This is a genomic window from Blastococcus sp. SYSU D00922, assembly GCF_054050495.1.
In genome coordinates, this window is the sequence record NZ_JBJGZL010000010.1 from 44,470 (window position 1) to 58,515 (window position 14,046).

The 14,046-nt window shown below is 74.4% G+C and carries 10 protein-coding genes; 3 read left to right on the plus strand and 7 right to left on the minus strand.

Translation table 11 applies throughout. The features are described 5' to 3' along the window. Positions 1-240 precede the first annotated feature (240 nt). A complete protein-coding gene (gene leuS, locus ACI78T_RS14900) occupies positions 241-3,153 on the plus strand; it encodes a leucine--tRNA ligase (protein ID WP_456558892.1) in 2,913 nt (970 codons plus the stop codon). A gap of 21 nt (positions 3,154-3,174) precedes the next feature. On the opposite strand, the gene lipB is transcribed toward leuS, so the two are convergent. Genes lipB through ACI78T_RS14915 form a run of 3 tightly spaced genes read right to left on the minus strand, consistent with a single transcriptional unit; the run spans position 3,175 to position 5,817 of the window. Continuing rightward, the gene (gene lipB / locus ACI78T_RS14905) at positions 3,175-3,819 is read right to left on the minus strand and encodes a lipoyl(octanoyl) transferase LipB (RefSeq protein ID WP_456558998.1); all 645 of its coding nucleotides are present in this window, start codon (positions 3,817-3,819) and stop codon (positions 3,175-3,177) included. 13 nt (positions 3,820-3,832) lie between these two features. Continuing rightward, a complete protein-coding gene (locus ACI78T_RS14910; RefSeq protein WP_456558893.1) occupies positions 3,833-4,567 on the minus strand; it encodes a Type 1 glutamine amidotransferase-like domain-containing protein in 735 nt (244 codons plus the stop codon). Further along, a complete protein-coding gene (locus ACI78T_RS14915; protein ID WP_456558894.1) occupies positions 4,567-5,817 on the minus strand; it encodes an NAD(P)/FAD-dependent oxidoreductase in 1,251 nt (416 codons plus the stop codon). Before ACI78T_RS14915 ends, ACI78T_RS14910 begins: the two co-directional genes overlap by 1 nt. Before the next feature lie 118 nt (positions 5,818-5,935). Here ACI78T_RS14915 and ACI78T_RS14920 point away from each other — a divergent pair, with 118 nt between their 5' ends. Then, positions 5,936-7,591: a serine/threonine-protein kinase gene (locus ACI78T_RS14920; RefSeq protein ID WP_456558895.1), complete on the plus strand. Its 1,656-nt coding sequence runs from the start codon at positions 5,936-5,938 to the stop codon at positions 7,589-7,591. 12 nt (positions 7,592-7,603) lie between these two features. Here the strand turns inward: ACI78T_RS14920 and ACI78T_RS14925 are convergent, their stop codons facing one another. The 3 genes from ACI78T_RS14925 to lpdA all read right to left on the minus strand — a co-directional run bounded on the left by ACI78T_RS14925 (position 7,604) and on the right by lpdA (position 11,884). Next, positions 7,604-8,509 (minus strand): TIGR01777 family oxidoreductase, encoded by a 906-nt coding sequence (locus ACI78T_RS14925; RefSeq protein WP_456558896.1) that lies wholly within the window; start codon positions 8,507-8,509, stop codon positions 7,604-7,606. Between the two features lie 78 nt (positions 8,510-8,587). Beyond that, positions 8,588-10,453 (minus strand): 2-oxoglutarate dehydrogenase, E2 component, dihydrolipoamide succinyltransferase, encoded by a 1,866-nt coding sequence (gene sucB / locus ACI78T_RS14930; RefSeq protein WP_456558897.1) that lies wholly within the window; start codon positions 10,451-10,453, stop codon positions 8,588-8,590. Between the two features lie 51 nt (positions 10,454-10,504). Further along, positions 10,505-11,884 (minus strand): dihydrolipoyl dehydrogenase, encoded by a 1,380-nt coding sequence (lpdA, locus tag ACI78T_RS14935; RefSeq protein ID WP_456558898.1) that lies wholly within the window; start codon positions 11,882-11,884, stop codon positions 10,505-10,507. A gap of 163 nt (positions 11,885-12,047) precedes the next feature. Here lpdA and ACI78T_RS14940 point away from each other — a divergent pair, with 163 nt between their 5' ends. Continuing rightward, positions 12,048-12,404, plus strand: a complete 357-nt coding sequence (locus tag ACI78T_RS14940) for an oxidoreductase (RefSeq protein WP_456558899.1) — start codon at positions 12,048-12,050, stop codon at positions 12,402-12,404. Positions 12,405-12,527: 123 nt separating this feature from the next. Here ACI78T_RS14940 and ACI78T_RS14945 read toward each other — a convergent pair whose 3' ends face one another. Continuing rightward, positions 12,528-14,042: a leucyl aminopeptidase gene (locus ACI78T_RS14945; protein ID WP_456558900.1), complete on the minus strand. Its 1,515-nt coding sequence runs from the start codon at positions 14,040-14,042 to the stop codon at positions 12,528-12,530. Positions 14,043-14,046: the final 4 nt, after the last annotated feature.

The following is a 14,046-nucleotide window of genomic DNA, read 5'->3' on the forward strand; positions in this document are numbered from 1 at the left end:
TGCCGCCCGACCACAGCCGAAACCGGCCGATTCCGGCCCGGAGGGGTGAGACGGGTCCGGTGCCCGACGCGGACCGGTGCCTCCGCCGCGCGGTAGGCTGGCGGGGTGACCAGGCGGCTCCTGCTCCACCGGCCGTGCTGACCTGAGACGTTCAGACCAGCACGGCGACCCCTCCTGCGTGAGGGGTTTCTTCATGTCTGCCGCCGGTACGTGTACCGCGATGACCCGGGAGCACCAGCGATGAGCCAGACCGCCGATCAGCCCAACGCCGAGCAGGCGACTGGCGACCGGGTGGGTGGGGAGATACCTCAGCACCGCTACACGCCGGCGCTGGCGCAGCAGATCGAGCTCGCCTGGCAGGACCGCTGGGAGGCCGAGGGCACCTTCCACACGCCCAACCCGACCGGCCGGCTGAGCGCGGGGTTCGAGCGGGTCGCCGGCCGGCCGAAGTACTTCCTGATGGACATGTTCCCGTATCCCTCGGGCGCCGGGCTGCACGTCGGCCACCCGCTGGGCTACCTGGGCACCGACGTCACGAGCCGGTTCCGGCGGATGGACGGCGACAACGTCCTGCACCCCATGGGCTACGACGCCTTCGGCCTGCCCGCCGAGCAGTACGCCGTCCAGACCGGCCAGCACCCGCGGATCACCACCGAGGCCAACATCAAGGCCATCAAGGCGCAGCTGCGCCGGCTGGGCGTCGACCACGACGACCGCCGCAGCTTCGCCACGATCGACCCGGGCTACTACAAGTGGACCCAGTGGATCTTCCTGCAGCTGTTCGGCGCTTGGTTCGACCCGGCCGTCGGCAAGGCGCGCCGGATCGAGGAGCTCGTCGCCGAGCTGGACGCCGGGACGCGGGAGCCCGCCCCCGGCACGAACCCCTCCGGCCTGCCGTGGACGGAGCTGGACGAGGTGTCGCGGCGCAAGGTCGTCGACGCGCACCGGCTGGCCTACCTGCACGAGGCGCCGGTGAACTGGTGCCCGGGCCTGGGCACGGTGCTGTCCAACGAGGAGGTCACCGCCGACGGGCGCTCCGAGCGCGGCAACTTCCCGGTGTTCCGGCGCCCGCTCAAGCAGTGGATGATGCGGATCACCGCCTACGCCGACCGGCTGATCGACGACCTGGACCGGCTGGACTGGTCGGACTCGCTGAAGCTGATGCAGCGCAACTGGATCGGCCGCTCGACGGGCGCGAAGGTCCGGTTCGCCGCGGGCGCGGAGCAGGTCGAGGTCTTCACCACGCGGCCCGACACCCTGTTCGGCGCCACCTACATGGTGCTGGCGCCCGAGCACCCGCTGGTCGACGCGCTGACCGCCGACGCCTGGCCGGACGGCACCGATCCCCGCTGGACCGGGGGAGCGGCCACCCCGGCCGAGGCGGTGCGCGGCTACCAGCTGCAGGCCTCCCGCCGCTCCGAGCTGGACCGGCAGGACACCGGACGCGAGAAGACCGGCGTCTGGCTGGGCGTCACCGCCGTCAACCCGGTGAACGGCCGGGAGCTCCCGGTCTTCATCGCCGACTACGTGCTGACCGGCTACGGCACGGGCGCGATCATGGCCGTGCCGGGCGAGGACCAGCGCGACTGGGAATTCGCGCGGAAGTTCGGCCTGGAGGTCATCCCGACCGTCGACCGCCCCGAGGGCTTCGACGAGGAGTCCGGGGCCTGGACCGGCCCCGGCCGCATGATCAACTCGTCCAACGACGAGATCTCGCTGGACGGACTCAGCAAGGCCGAGGCCATCGAACGCATCACCGGTTGGCTGGTCCAGCACGGCTACGGCGAGGCCACCACCACCTACAAGCTGCGCGACTGGCTGTTCAGCCGGCAGCGCTACTGGGGTGAGCCGTTCCCGATCGTCTACGACGAGGACGACCTGCCGATCGCCGTCCCGGAGTCCATGCTCCCGGTGCTGCTGCCCGAGGTCGACGACTACTCGCCCAAGACCTTCGCCGACGACGACGCCGACTCCTCGCCGGAGCCGCCGCTGTCCCGCGCGACGGACTGGACGACGGTCGTGCTGGACCTGGGCGACGGGCCGAAGAAGTACCGGCGCGAGACGAACACCATGCCCAACTGGGCGGGCTCCTGCTGGTACTACCTGCGCTACCTGGACCCCGCCGACGACGAGCGGATGGTCGACCCGGCGCTGGAGCAGTACTGGCTCGGCCCGCGCGAGCCCGGGGACGTGGGCGGCGTCGACCTGTACGTCGGCGGCGTCGAGCACGCGGTGCTGCACCTGCTGTACGCCCGGTTCTGGCACAAGGTGCTGCACGACCTGGGGTACGTCTCCAGCGAGGAGCCGTTCCGCCGCCTGGTCAACCAGGGCTACATCTCCGCCTTCGCCTACACCGACGAGCGCGGGTTCTACGTGCCCGCCGCCGACGTGGTGGAGAAGGACGGCCAGTTCTTCTACGAGGGCAAGCCGGTCAACCGCGAGTACGGGAAGATCGGCAAGAGCCTGAAGAACATGGTGACGCCGGACGAGATGATCGGCGCCTACGGCGCGGACACCTTCCGGGTGTACGAGATGTCGACCGGCCCGCTCGACCAGTCGCGACCGTGGGAGACCAAGGCCGTCGTCGGCTCGCAGCGACTGCTGCAGCGGATCTGGCGCGTGGTCGTCGACGAGGTGTCCGGCGCCGTGCGGGCGGCCGACGGCGTCGAGCCGGCCGAGGAGACGCTGCGGGCGCTGCACCGCACGATCGCCGGGGTCCGCGACGGCTTCGCCACGCTGCGGTTCAACATCGCGATCGCCCGCATCACCGAGCTGACCAACCACCTGACGCAGGCCTACGGGGCGACGTCGCCGGTGCCGCGCGAGGTCGCCGAGGCCCTGGTGCTGATGGTGGCCCCGCTGGCGCCGCACATGGCCGACGAGCTGTGGACCAGGCTCGGCCACGAGGGCTCGTCCGCGTGGACGCCGTTCCCCGTGGCCGACGAGCGCTGGCTGGTCGAGGACACCGTGCAGGTGGCGGTCCAGGTCAACGGCAAGGTGCGCTCGCAGGTGAGCGTGGCCGCTGACGCCGACGCCGCCGCGCTGGAGGCGGCGGCGCGGGCCGACGAGAAGATCGCCGGCTACCTGGACGGGGCGACAGTCCGGCGCGTCGTCGCCGTCCCGGGCCGGCTGGTCAACTTCGTCCTCGGGTGATCGAGGGACCCCGGCGGCGGCTCAGACGGCCGTCGGGGTCAGGACGGCGCGCATGGTGGTCTCCACGGCGTCGATGACCTCGGCGACCGGGACGTCGCGGCCGAGCTCGGCGCTCAGCGACGTGACACCGGCGTCCGGGATCCCGCACGGGATCATGTTGCCGAAGGCCGACATGTCGGGGTCGCAGTTGAGGGCGAACCCGTGCATGGTCACACCCCGGGCGACCCGGACGCCGATCGCGGCGATCTTCCGGTCGGGTCCGCGCTCGTCGGCCCGCACCCAGACGCCGCTGCGGCCCTCGACCCGATCGGTGGCCAGACCGAGCCCGGCGCAGACGTCGATCAGCGCGCCCTCCATCCGGCGCACGTGGGCGACGACGTCGACCGGGTCGGGCAGCCGGACGATGGGGTAGCCGACGAGCTGGCCCGGCCCGTGCCAGGTGATCTTGCCGCCGCGGTCGACGTCGATCACCGGCGTGCCGTCGAACGGCCGCTCGTGCGGCTCGGTGCGCTTCCCGGCGGTGTAGACCGGCGGGTGCTCGAGCAGCAGGAGGGTGTCGGGGCCGGTGCCCTCGACGACCGCGGCGTGCAGCTCACGCTGGCGCGCCCACGCCTCCTCGTAGTCGACCAGGCCCAGCCGCAGCACGTCGAGCGTCACGGCGCCCAGCCTATGCCCGCGGTCAGCCGAGCCGCCGTGGTTCGAGGCGGGTCTCCACCGCCGTGCCGTCGGGGCCGCGCTCCACCCGGTACGCGGCCGCGCCCGACCGGTCGGCGACGGCCTCGACGAGCTCGGTGCCCCGGTAGACCAGGCCGACGCCGTCATCGGTCGCGTGCCCGCCGGGAAGGGTGCCGTCGGCGACGAGCCGGTGGTACAGCGGGCGGCGCTGCTCCTCGGAGTCGTAGTGCACGCCGTTCGAGGTGGGGATGAGCCCCAGGCCGTTGGTGACCGGGCGGAGGTCGGGGCCGTAGGAGTCGGTGGTGCCGCCGACGTGCCAGCACAGCGACCCGGCCGAGACGCCGCCGAGCACCACGCCGGCTTCCCAGACCTCGCGGAAGATCTCGTCGAGCCCGTGCACCCGCCAGACCGCGAGCAGATTGGCGACGCTGCCACCGCCCACCCAGACGACGTCCTGCGCCAGCAGGTGGGCGCGCATGTCGGGGACCGTCGGCATCGTGAACAGGCTCAGGTGGCTGACCTGGACGGGGCTGCCGGCGAACGCGCCGTAGACGCCGGCCACGCGCACCGGGTCGTCGCCGGTGGCCGTGCCCAGGTAGCAGAGCCGGGGGCGCTCGGGGGCACCGGCCAGCTCGAAGGCCAGGTCGAACACCGGACCGGGACGCCAGTCGTAGGGGCCCCGGCCGCGGGAGGCGAACCCCATGCTGGTGGCGAGGATCGTGGGCTGGGCTGCGGGCATCAGGTGCTTCTCCGGTCATCGGGTGGCGTGGTCGGGCGCAGGGCGCGCAGCACGGCGCGAGCGGTGCGTGCGCCGCTGGCCATGGCGCCCTGGATGGACGGGGTGTCGCGGTGGTCGCCGCAGACGTACAGCCCGTCCCCGAGGTCGACCGGCCGGCGCAGCTGGAGGGGCGGGAGCGCGGCCGGCTGGGCGCCGGGCACGGTCACGGTCGTGAGGTGGTCGAGGTCGGAGGGCGCGACGCCGTGCGCCGCCGCGACCTCGGCACGCACCTCGTCCTCCCGGGTCGGCGCGAGGGTGGAGCTGGCCACCAGCGCGCGCCCGTCGGGGCTGTAGCGGGGCTGCGCGTCGGAGAGCACGACGCTGTTGACCAGCCGGCCGCCGGGCTGCCCGAGGACGATCAGCGGGAGGCTCCACGGTGAGCGGGGCAGCACGTGGAAGTGCGTCGTGACCTGTCGCGGTGCCTCCGCCTCGACGCCCGGCAGCAGCTGGGCCGCTGTCCCGGGGTCGGTGGCGACGACGACGGCGTCCGCGGACCACGTGCCCTCGTCGGTGAGCACCGACCCGGGCGCGACCCTGCGCACGGCCGTGCGCAGGTGCAGCCGTCCGGGAGCCAGCCGTCCGGCCAGCTGCTCGCCGACGGCCTGCATGCCGTCGGCCGGCAGCCCGATCGAGCCGCGGACGAAGCTGCGCCAGAGGAGGTCGAGGTAGCGGCTCGAGGTCTCCAGCTCGCTCTCGAGCAGGACACCCGCGAGGAACGGCCGGAAGAACCGTTCCAGGGCCGTGTCGCCCACGCCGGTCGCGCGCAGCGCCCGCTCCGCGGTCCGTTCCGGCGCCGCGAGCAACCGGCCCACCGGGGAGTACCCGGCCCGCAGGGAGAAGGCCGCGAGCGCCGCCTTGTCCCGGGCTGAGCCGAGCGGAGCGGTCGCGGTACCCACGACGTCGGTGGGACGCCGGCGGGGATCGACCACCCGGTGTGCCCTGCCGTCGACTCGGACGACGGCCCCCCGCTCGAACCAGCCGAGCTCCAGGGCGTCCAGGTCGAGATCAGCGGCCCGTGGGTAGCCGGTGTTGAGCACCTGGAAGCCCCGGTCGACGACGAAGCCGTCGATCCGCTCGGTGGCCAGGCGTCCGCCCGCGTGACCGCCGGACTCGAGGACGTGCACGTCGACCCCGGCCGCCGCCAGCCGGGTCGCCGCCGAGAGGCCGGCCAGACCCGCCCCGACCACCACGACCTCGGCACCCGACGACATCGTCCGACCGTATCCGGACCGCCCGGTCCGCCCACCGCGCGGTTCCGGGACGTGGACAGCGCCTCTCCGTGTGGACAGCCGGAGCCGGGCCGTCGCCCGGCGCCCTACCGTCCGGGACATGCCTGCCGTTGGACCGCTGGACGCACCGGGACCCTCGCGTCCCCCCGTGGTGCCCGGGTACACGCTCGAGGAGCTGCTCGGCCGGGGCGGCTCCGGCGAGGTGTGGCGGGCGGTGCCCCGCCGGGGCGGCGAGCCGGTCGCGGTGAAGGTGCTGGTGGCCGGCGATCCGGAGCGGCAGGCGCGCGAGGCGGGGCTGCTCGGTGGGCTCGACCACCCGCACCTCGTCCGGCTGATCGAGGTCGTCCACCAGCCCCAGCGCGGCGGGGCGACCCGGGTCGCCCTCGTGCTCGAGCTCCTGGCCGGCGGCAGCCTCGCCGCGTTGCTGGCCCGGCGCGGCCGGCTGCGGCCGGGGGAGGTGGTGACGGCCATCGCGCCGGTCGCCGCGGCTCTCGCGCACGCCCACGCGGGAGGGGTTGTCCACGGCGACCTGTCACCCGGGAACATCGTCTTCACCGCCGAGGGCCGCCCCGTGCTCACCGACCTCGGTGTGGCGCGGGTGCTGGGGGAGGCCGCGGCGGCGGAGGTGACGCCCCCCTACGTCGACCCGACCGTCGCCCGAGGTGGGGCACCGGGGCCGGCCTCCGACGTCTTCGGGATCGCCGCGGCGGCGTTCCACGCGCTCACGGGGATCGCGCCCTGGAACGCTGCGACCCCCGGCGACACGCTGGCCGTCGCGGCGTCCGGGCACCTGCCCGACCTGGCGGAGCTCGCGCCGGACGCGCCGGCCGAGCTGATCGCGGTCATCGACCGCGGGCTGTCGCCCGATCCGCACGACCGCGGGTCCGCGGCGGCGTTCGCCCTCGACCTGCGGCACGCCTGCCGCCCGGAACCCGTGCGGTTGCCGGCCGACGGCGTCCCCGACGCCGATCTCGGCCGCACGGGCCGGGGGCCGCGGACGGAGCTGACCCACCAGGTCCCCGGCCGCCGCGTCCGGCCCGCCCCCGTCGTCGTCGGGCCGCCGGAGCGGCGGTTCCGCTGGTGGCCGGTGCACGGCCGGGCCGACCGGATCCCCGCTGCCCGTGCCGCCCTCGTCGCCGCTGCGACGGTCGTCCTGCTCGCGACCGGCTGGCTCGGCGTCCGCTGGGCCGGGGGATCGCCGGACGCCGGCGGTCCGGTGGAGGCAGCCGTGGCCTCCGACCTCCCTCCGACGGGCCGGCAGGTCACCGCTCCGTCGTCGCCTTCCGCCTCGCCGTCGCCGTCGGCCGCGTCGGCGGACCAGGACCCGGCCCGGCCCGCCGACCGGCACGAGCGGCCGGACTCGGTGACCGGCTGGCGGTCCGTCGTGAGCGACCTCTACGAGCGCCGGGCGACGGCGTTCGGCACGGCGTCCCCGGACGTCCTCGCCGGGGTCTACCCGGTCGGGAGCGAACTGCGGGCGGCCGACGAGGCGCACATCCGCGGCCTGGCCGAGGCAGGCGAGGTCCTGCGCGGCTTCACGCCCGTCGTGGTGGCGGTCACCGCGGTGGACGACGGGACGGACCGCGTGGAGATGGATCTCGTCGACCGCTGGGCGGGCTACGAGGTCCTCGCGGCAGCGGCACCGGACGGTCCGGCGCTGCGCACCCTGCCCGGGCGCCCGGAGTCGAACGTGCGCATGGTCCTGATCAGCACCCCCGAGGGGTGGCGCATCGAGAGCGCGCAGCGCCTGGGGTGACCCTCGCGGGTCTCAGCGCGTCGTGGCCGCCGCCAGCGCGGACGCGAGGTCCGGGTGGGTGAACCGGTAGCCCGACTCCTCCAGCCGGGCGGGGATCGCGCGCTGCCCGGCGAGCACGCTGGAGCGGCCGAACTCGCCGAGGCCCAGGCGCACCGCGAACGCCGGCACGGGGATGGCCGCGGGCCGGCGCACCTGCCGCGCCAGCTCCTGCGTGAACTCCGCGTTGGTGGCCGGCGCGGGCCCGGTGAGGTTCACCGCACCGGACACGTCCGCGGTGAGCAGGTGACGCATCGCGCCCACCTCGTCGGCCAGGCTGATCCACGGCCAGTACTGCCGGCCGCTGCCGATCCGCCCGCCGAGGCCGAGCCGGAACACCGTGCCCAGCACCTGCACCAGCATCGCCTTGCGGTCGAGCACCAGGCCGGTCCGCATGCGCACGACGCGCACGCCGGCCGCCTCGGCGGGAGCGGTCGCCGCCTCCCACTGCGCGCAGACCTGGGCGAGGAAGTCCGAGCCCGCGGGCTCCTCCTCGGTGACCGTCCGGTCCCCGGTGTCGCCGTAGTAGCCGACTGCCGACGCCGAGAGCAGCACCCGGGGGCGCGACCGGTCGGCGGCCGCGGCGGTCGCGAGCGCCTCGCTGATCGTCGTCGTCGCGTCGACCCGGCTGCGCAGCAGCTGCTCCTTGTAGCCCGCGGTGAACGGGCGGGGCCGGATCGGGGTCCCGCCGAGGTTGATGACGGCGTCGACGTCGGCGAGCAGACCGGGGTCGATGCGGCGGTGCTGCGGGTCCCACCGGTGCTCGTCGGCGGTCCGCGGCGTGCGGCGGACCAGCACCAGCACGTCGTGGCCGTCGGCCCGCAACGCCGGCAGCAGGGCGCCGCCGATCAGGCCCGAGGCGCCGGACACGGCGATCTTCACGGCAGGTCCTCCCGGGGACGAGGTGGCGGAACGCGATCGGGGCCCCGGCTCGCGCCGGGGCCCCGATCGGGTGTGCTGCTAGGCGAGCCCGAGCTCGCCCTCGAACTGGCCGGCCTCCAGCCGCTCCCGCACGGTGGTGAGGAAGCGGGCGGCGTCGGCACCGTCGACGATCCGGTGGTCGTAGGTCAGGGCCAGGTAGACCATCGAGCGGATCGCGATGACCTCGCCGAGGTCGGCGTCCTGCACGACCACCGGCCGCTTCACCACCGAGCCGACGCCGAGGATGGCGACCTGCGGCTGGTTGATGATCGGGGTGTCGAACAGGGCGCCCCGGCTGCCGGTGTTGGTCAGCGTGAAGGTCCCGCCACCCAGCTCGTCCGGCGTCACCTTGTTGGTGCGGGTCCGCTCGGCGAGGTCGGCGATCTTCCGGGCGATCCCGCCGAGGCTGAGGTCACCGGCGTCGTGGATGACCGGCACGAGCAGGCCGCGCTCGGTGTCCACCGCGATGCCGAGGTTCTCGGCGTCGTGGTAGGTGACGGTGCCCGCCTCCTGGTCGATGGAGGAGTTCACCGACGGGTGCACCTTGAGCGCCTCGATGGCGGCCTTGGCGAAGAACGGCAGGAACGACAGCTTGACGCCCTCGCGGGACTCGAAGTCGCTCTTCGCCTTCGACCGCAGCCGGGCGATCTTGGTGACGTCGGCCTCGACCACGGTGGTCAGCTGGGCGCTGACCTGCAGCGACTCCACCATCCGGCGGGCGATGACCGTCCGCAGCCGCGACATCTTCTCCGTGCGGCCGCGCACCGAGGTGTCGGGCATGGCGGCGGGGGACGGCGTCCGCGCCCCGCCCGAGGCGGCAGCCGGAGCGGCAGCCGGTGCCGGTGCCGAGGCCTTCTCCGCCGCGGCGAGCACGTCCTGCTTGCGGATGCGGCCACCGACGCCGCTGCCCGAGACGGAGCCGAGGTCCACGCCCTTCTCCGCCGCCAGGCGCCGCACCAGCGGGGTGACGTAGGCGCCGGCGCCGTTGTCGGACGACTGCTGGGCGGCCGGTGCCTGCGGCGCCACCTGCGGCGGCGGGGCGGAGGTCGGCGACTGGGCGGGCTGGGCACCGCTGGCGCCGTAGTCGCCACCCGGCTGCGTCGTCGCGGTGGCGGGCGCGGCGGGCTTGGCCTCCGGAGCCGCCTGCGGCTCCTCCTGAGCGGGGGCCTCCTGCTTCGGGGCCTCCTGCGCCGGGGCTTCCTGCTGCGGAGCGGCCGGGGCCGGGGCGGACCCGCCACCCGCGGCACCGATGACCGCCAGCTGGGCGCCGACGTCGACGGTCTCGTCCTCGTTGACGGTGATCTCGAGCAGCGTGCCGCTGACCGGGGACGGGATCTCGGTGTCGACCTTGTCGGTGGAGACCTCGAGCAGCGGCTCGTCGGCCGAGACCTCGTCACCGACGGCCTTGAGCCAGCGGGTGACGGTGCCCTCGGTGACGCTCTCGCCCAGGGCGGGCATGGTCACCGGGGTGCCCTCGCCGCCACCGCCACCGCCACCGCCGCCGGAGCCGCTGTCGGCGGAGGCCGGTGCCGGCTCCTCCTGCTGCGGCGCGGGCTGCTCGGCCTCCGACGACCCGGGGCCGGCGTCCTCGACCTGCTCGGCCGGCGTCTGCGGCTCCTCGGCGTCCTCGGCCGAGGCGGGCGGAGCGGCGTCCCCACCGCCGTCTCCGTCGCCACCGATGACCGCCAGCTCCGCGCCGACCTCGACCGTCTCGTCCTCGGCGACCAGGATCTTGGTCAGCACGCCGGCCGCGGGCGAGGGGATCTCGGTGTCGACCTTGTCGGTCGAGACCTCGAGGAGGGGCTCGTCGGCCTCGACCTGCTCACCCTCCTGCTTGAGCCAGCGGGTGACCGTGCCCTCGGTGACGCTCTCGCCCAGGGCGGGCATGGTGACGGACGTCGGCATCGGGGCAGTGCTCCTTCTGGCGCTGTGCGGGGATGGGGGAGTGGGGGTCGATCAGCCGTGCACGTGCAGCGGCTTGCCGGCGAGGGCCAGGTGGGCCTCGCCGAGCGCCTCGCTCTGGGTCGGGTGCGGGTGGATGAGGCTGGCGACGTCGTCGGCCTCGGCCTCCCAGTTGTAGATGAGCTGGGCCTCGGCGATGAGCTCGCCGACCCGGCTGCCCACCATGTGGATGCCGACGACCGGGCCGTCGGGGGCCTGGATCAGCTTCACCGCACCGGTGGTCTTGAGGATCTGGCTGCGCCCGTTGCCCGCGAGGTCGTAGGTCAGGGTCTTGACCTCGCCGTAGCGCTCCTTGGCCTGCGCCTCGGTGAGGCCGACCGAGGCCACCTCCGGGTCGGAGTAGGTGATGCGCGGGACGCCGGCGTAGTCGATCGGCGCCGGCTCGAGCCCGGCCACCCGCTCGGCGACGAGGATGCCCTCGCCGAAGCCGACGTGGGCCAGCTGCAGGGTGGGGATCAGGTCGCCGACGGCCGAGATGGTCGGGACGTTGGTCCGGCAGTACTCGTCGACGAGGACGTAGCCGCGGTCCATGGCGACCCCGGCCTCCTCGTAGCCCAGGCCCTGGCTGACCGGGCCGCGGCCGACAGCGACGAGCAGCAGCTCGGCCTCGATCTCCTTGCCGTTCTCCAGCGAGACCTTGACCCCGTTCTCGGTGTCCTGGACGCCGGAGAAGCGGCTGCCGAGCTCGAAGGCGATCTTGCGGCGGCGGAAGGCGCGCTCGAGCAGCTTCGAGGAGGACTCGTCCTCGAGCGGGACGAGGTGGGGGAGCGCCTCGATGATCGTGACGTCGACGCCGAAGGACTTCCAGGCGCTGGCGAACTCGCAGCCGATGACACCGCCGCCGAGGATGATCGCCGAGGCCGGTACGCGGTCGAGGTTGAGGGCGTGGTCGCTGGTGATGACCTTCTTGCCGTCGATCTCCAGGCCGGGCAGCGAGCGGGCGTAGGACCCGGTCGCCAGCAGGACGTGCTTGCCCTCGTAGGTCTGGCCGTTCACCTCGACGGTCGTCGGGGAGGTCAGCCGGCCCTCGCCCTCGACGTAGGTGATCTTGCGGGCCTTCACCAGGCCCTGCAGCCCCTTGTAGAGCTTGGAGATGACGCCGTCCTTGTAGGCGTTGACGCCGTCCATGTCGATGCCGGCCAGCGACGTCTTGACGCCGAACTGCTCGCCCTCGCGGGCCAGGTCCGCGACCTCGCCGGCGTGCAGCAGCGCCTTGGTCGGGATGCAGCCGCGGTGCAGGCAGGTGCCACCGACCTTGTCCTTCTCGATGAGGACGACGTTCAGGCCCAGCTCGGTCGCGCGGAAGGCCGCTGCGTAGCCACCGGAGCCACCACCGAGGATGACCAGGTCGGCGGGGGAGGTGGGTGAGCTCACGAGTTCTCCTCGATGCAGTCGTCGCGCCCCGCTCGTGCGGGCGGGGGCTCGGTGCTCATCCTGCCACTCCGGGAACGACCCGGCCCGGAGCACCGTTGCCTCGACGGGCGTGCCGATGATCACGAGGCCGTCGCGGGGCGGTGCGGACGACGGGAGAGGCGAGATGGGGCTGTTCGACCGGCTGCGCGGCCGCGGCCGCCGTCCGGCCCGGGGGCGGGACGACGGCCGTCGCGGCACCCTCGACCGGGGCTCCCAGCGGGTGGACCTGAAGCACCTCGAGGAGTTCGTGGCGACCCGGCGCGGCGTCGAGGGCTACGTGGAGCCGCGGACCGCCGTCACCGAGACGACGATCGTGCTCGTGGCCGCCGACGGGGAGTGGACGCGCCGCCGCATCGACGGCCCCGACGTCGCCCGCAAGCTCTCCCGCGACCTGTCGATCCCCGTCTACGACGCCCAGGTGACCGGCTACCCCCAGCGCATGCGCGACTGGTCGGCCAGGCAGAAGCAGAACCGGCTGTGACACCGCGATGACATCGCGATCCTCCGGATCGCACCGCGGCCACGTGCCGTCCCCCCGAACAGCTGAGCCGCTGCGTCGACCCTTCGCGGACCCCTCCGGGGCCCACTCGGCTCGACCCGGCCGTCAACCGTTCTGGATGAGGGCCTCGATGGTCGCGAGCAGGGTGCGCACGGGGACGCCGGTGCCGCCCTTGGGCGTGTAGCCCCACGGCGCCCCGGTGTTGTAGCTCGGGCCGGCGATGTCGATGTGCGCCCACGGCAGGCCCTCGGGCACGAACTCCGCCAGGAAGTGGCCGCCGACGAGCATGCCGCCCATCCGGTCGGCGTTCGAGTTCACGAAGTCGGCGATCGGGGACTCCAGGCCGCGGCGGAGCTCGGTCGGCAGCGGCATCGGCCACATGCCCTCACCGCTGCGCTCGGACGCGGCGATCACCGCGTCGCGCAGGTCGTCGCTGCCCATCACGCCCGCGGTGCGGGTACCGAGGGCGACCAGCTGCGCGCCGGTGAGCGTCGACGTCTCGAGCAGGAAGTCGGGCTTGTCCTCGGCGGCGCGCGCGATGGCGTCGGCCAGGACCACGCGCCCCTCGGCGTCGGTGTTGGTGATCTCGGCCTTCTTGCCGTTGCGGAACGTGACCACGTCGGCGGGCCGGTAGGCGGTGCCGCTCGGCAGGTTCTCGGCGATGGGCACGGTGGCCACGACGTCGACGGGCAGGCGCAGCTGGGCGACGAGGCACACGGTCGCGATCACGGCGGCGGCGCCGGCCATGTCGCTCTTCATGTCCTCCATCTTCAGCGCGGGCTTGATCGAGAGGCCGCCGCTGTCGAACGTGATGCCCTTGCCGACCAGGGCGACCTTCTTCCGCGCGCCGGGGCCGGACCAGGCCAGGCGGAGGAGTCGGGGCTTGCGGGTCGAGCCCTGGCCCACGGCGAGGATGCCGCCGTAGCCACCGGCGACCAGCGCGTCCTCGTCGAGGATCTCCGCGGCCAGCCCGACCTTCTCGCCGGCGGCGGCGCCGCGGGCGGCCAGCTCGGCGGGGAAGAGGTCGTTGGGCGGGGTGTTGACCAGGTCGCGCACGAGGGCGACGGCGTCGGCCACGGCCCGCACCCGGCGCAACGCCTCCTCGGCCGCGCCCGCGTCGGGCACGACGATGGTGAACTCGCTCGGCGGCGCCAGTCGGTTGGCCGGCAGGTCCGACTTGTACGCGGTGAACTCGTAGGCGCCGAGCAGCGCGCCTTCGCCGACGGCGTGCAGGCGGCCGCTGTCCGGCGTCCCGCCGACGGCGGCGAGCAGGCTGACGACCGACCGGCGCCCGCCCAGCGCGCGGCTGGCGGCGCCGGCGGCGCGGCGCACGGCCTCCGGCCGGTAGGCGCCCGCGGCGTCCGGGGCGCCGAGACCGACCACGGCGACGACCGGGAAGGGGCCCTGCCCGAAGGACGGCATGCGGGTGACCTCGTCCTCGCCGCCGCGCGCGCCCAGGTCGGCGAGCGCCGGGAGGAGGCGGCCGCCGAGCAGCCGGTCGACGGCCTCGGCGCCGGGAGTCGGGAGCGGCCCGTCCGGGCCCTTGCCGACGGCGACGACGACGGCGTCCCCGGTCAGCTTCTCGAGAGGGTGGTCGGTGGCGGTGATCGTCGGCGGCACCGCT

What these genes read in the sequence shown, in the direction of transcription:
- leuS (WP_456558892.1), top strand. Translation starts at nt 241, where the DNA reads ATGAGCCAGACCGCCGATCAGCCCAACGCCGAGCAGGCGACTGGCGAC.
- ACI78T_RS14910 (WP_456558893.1), bottom strand. Translation starts at nt 4,567, where the DNA reads ATGCCCGCAGCCCAGCCCACGATCCTCGCCACCAGCATGGGGTTCGCC.
- ACI78T_RS14915 (WP_456558894.1), bottom strand. Translation starts at nt 5,817, where the DNA reads ATGTCGTCGGGTGCCGAGGTCGTGGTGGTCGGGGCGGGTCTGGCCGGC.
- ACI78T_RS14920 (WP_456558895.1), top strand. Translation starts at nt 5,936, where the DNA reads ATGCCTGCCGTTGGACCGCTGGACGCACCGGGACCCTCGCGTCCCCCC.
- sucB (WP_456558897.1), bottom strand. Translation starts at nt 10,453, where the DNA reads ATGCCGACGTCCGTCACCATGCCCGCCCTGGGCGAGAGCGTCACCGAG.
- ACI78T_RS14940 (WP_456558899.1), top strand. Translation starts at nt 12,048, where the DNA reads ATGGGGCTGTTCGACCGGCTGCGCGGCCGCGGCCGCCGTCCGGCCCGG.